Consider the following 2,271-nt stretch of genomic DNA (forward strand, 5'->3'; position numbering starts at 1 on the left):
GCGTTCCAGGGCATGGTCGGGACCGGGCGTTTTAGTACCCGGAAGTGTCAACCATGTCCCCGCACACCTGTCAGCTATGTCTCCGGTCTATACACGGCGGCAAAGAAAAGTAGGTGCCCCCCGCACAGGGGGAACGCTAATAAACCACTAACAATTCAAGGAAAGGCCAACACCCTAAGAACACGAACAAAAAGCGCCGCGCAGGCAAAACCGCCACATATTTATTGCCGCGCCAACCGCAAATTATCCGGCATAGGCAAATTAAAATTCGTCCGGAACGGATTAATATCCAGCCCCCCGCGGCGGGTATACCGCGCGTAAACAGCTAGCTTCACCGGCCGGCAGGCCTTAAGCACATCGATAAAAATCCTCTCGACGCACTGCTCATGAAACCCAGTGTGATTCCGATAGGAAATGATGTACCTCAGCAAGCCCGCATGATCGATCTGCGGCCCAACATAGTGAATCTGCACACTGCCCCAATCAGGCTGCCCCGTCACAGGACAATTCGACTTGAGCAAGTTGGAAACCAAAGTCTCCTCAACAGGCGACTCGTCAAACGCAGCCTTCAACAACGAAGCATCAGGATGATAAACATCGGTATCGAGATCGAGCCGATCCAGCGACAAGCCGTCAAACTCTTCCATCTGCAATTTGCCGAACTCATACGGCGCCGCCAGATGAACCGACACCGTCGCTCCGCATGAAGCGCAAACATCCCGCTTGATCGTGTCACGCACAACTTCCATCGACTCGAAAGCCGTCTGCGCAAACGACCCCAGATAAAGCTTGAACGACTTCGACTCGACAATGTTCGGCGAATCAGCCGGCACAAAGAAAGTCGCCACCGCAATCTGCGGCTTGCCGCGCGCGTTCAGCCAGGAAAGCTCGTAAGCATTCCAGATGTCCGTGCCGAAAAACGGCAACTGCGCGCCAATCCCAATCGCCTCGCGCGCATTCTTCCGGGCAATCGGAAAGAGCAGCGAAGCGTCATATTGTTCGGTGTAAGTGGAAGCCTTACCCAGCGGTGACTGTTCAGGTGTCATGATGCGTTCACGATGCCACTCAGCACGTGCCCCGTCGCCGTCACGACGCGGGCCGATTCGCAATGGCCAATTTGGTCGTCGAAGAAAAAGTCCGGCTCGAACTCGCGCAAAAACGCGCTCTTGTCGAGGCCGCCGAGGAACATCGCTTCGTCGATTTCGATGTTCCACGCCATCAATGTGCGGATCGCGCGCTCATGCGCCGGGGCCGAGCGCGCCGTTACCAATGCCGTACGAATATGCATCGGTGCGGCTTCGTCCGCGAGTTTCTGCAGGCGGTGCAGCGCTTCGAGCAACGGCTTCAAAGGCCCATCCGCAAGCGGCAAATCCTTGTTGTGAATCTCATGGCCGACGAACGCGCGCAAGCCATCTTTCTGAAAGATACGCTCGGCTTCGTCGGAAAACAGCACGGCGTCGCCGTCGAAAGCAATCCGGATTTCGTCCGGGTACTTGCTCGCCATTTTCGCCGATTCGGGCAAGACGCGCGCGGCCGGAAATCCGGCAGCCAATGCGTCGCGCACGTCGTCCTGATTCGCGGACAAAAACAGCGAGGCGTTCAGCGGCTTCAGATAACCGAATGGCGCGCGCCCACGTGTGAACACGCCGCGCTCGATCGCCAGCCCGTACTCCCTGCACGAATGAAATGCGCGCAGTCCACTGATCGGATCGCTGCGCGACAGGATCACCACTTCGACCCGATGGCCGCCGGCATTCAAGGCCAGCAGCTTGCGGATCAGCGGAAACGCGACGCCCGGTTTGGCGGGCACAGCCAGCCGCTCGCGCTGCAACGCTTCATACGCCTGCAGGTCGCCTTTCTCGTAAACGCAGTTCTCTTCCTCGAAGTCGAACAGCGCGCGCGACGAGATTGCCACCACCAGTTTGTCGACAAGCGAAAGAGCCATCTGCGCCTTTTAGTCCAATAAGGTCAAGCGAGAAATAACCGGTACACGGGATTCTGCGTCTCTTCCCAGCACGGGTAACCAAGCGTCGTGATAAAGCGGTCGAACTCGCTGTTCTCGCTTTCCGGCACCTGAATGCCGACCAGAATCGAACTGTAGTCCGCACCCTGGTTGCGATAGTGGAACAGGCTGATATTCCAGTTCGGCGCCATCGACGACAGAAACTTCATCAACGCGCCCGGACGCTCCGGAAACTCGAAACGGAACAGACGTTCGTCGTGCGCCAGCGGCGAGCGGCCGCCGACCATATAGCGGATGTGCTGCTTCGA

2 protein-coding genes and 1 pseudogene are annotated in these 2,271 nt (G+C 57.6%); all 3 read right to left on the reverse strand.

The genetic code is table 11. The features are described from left to right. Window positions 1-221: 221 nt before the first annotated feature. Window positions 222-1,046: an NADPH-dependent 7-cyano-7-deazaguanine reductase QueF gene (gene queF / locus BM438_RS44475; protein ID WP_093647933.1), complete on the reverse strand. Its 825-nt coding sequence runs from the start codon at window positions 1,044-1,046 to the stop codon at window positions 222-224. Beyond that, a complete protein-coding gene (locus BM438_RS44480; RefSeq protein ID WP_093647935.1) occupies window positions 1,043-1,945 on the reverse strand; it encodes a 5'-nucleotidase in 903 nt (300 codons plus the stop codon). Before BM438_RS44480 ends, queF begins: the two co-directional genes overlap by 4 nt. A 23-nt stretch (window positions 1,946-1,968) precedes the next feature. Then, window positions 1,969-2,271, reverse strand: a pseudogene (locus BM438_RS44485) (threonine ammonia-lyase, biosynthetic); the annotation flags it as partial.

This window comes from Paraburkholderia aspalathi, assembly GCF_900116445.1.
Taxonomy (GTDB): Bacteria; Pseudomonadota; Gammaproteobacteria; order Burkholderiales; family Burkholderiaceae; genus Paraburkholderia; species Paraburkholderia aspalathi.

Bases quoted from the DNA above. Each gene is read 5' to 3' on its own strand.
- queF (WP_093647933.1), bottom strand. From the start codon at position 1,046: ATGACACCTGAACAGTCACCGCTGGGTAAGGCTTCCACTTACACCGAA.
- BM438_RS44480 (WP_093647935.1), bottom strand. From the start codon at position 1,945: ATGGCTCTTTCGCTTGTCGACAAACTGGTGGTGGCAATCTCGTCGCGC.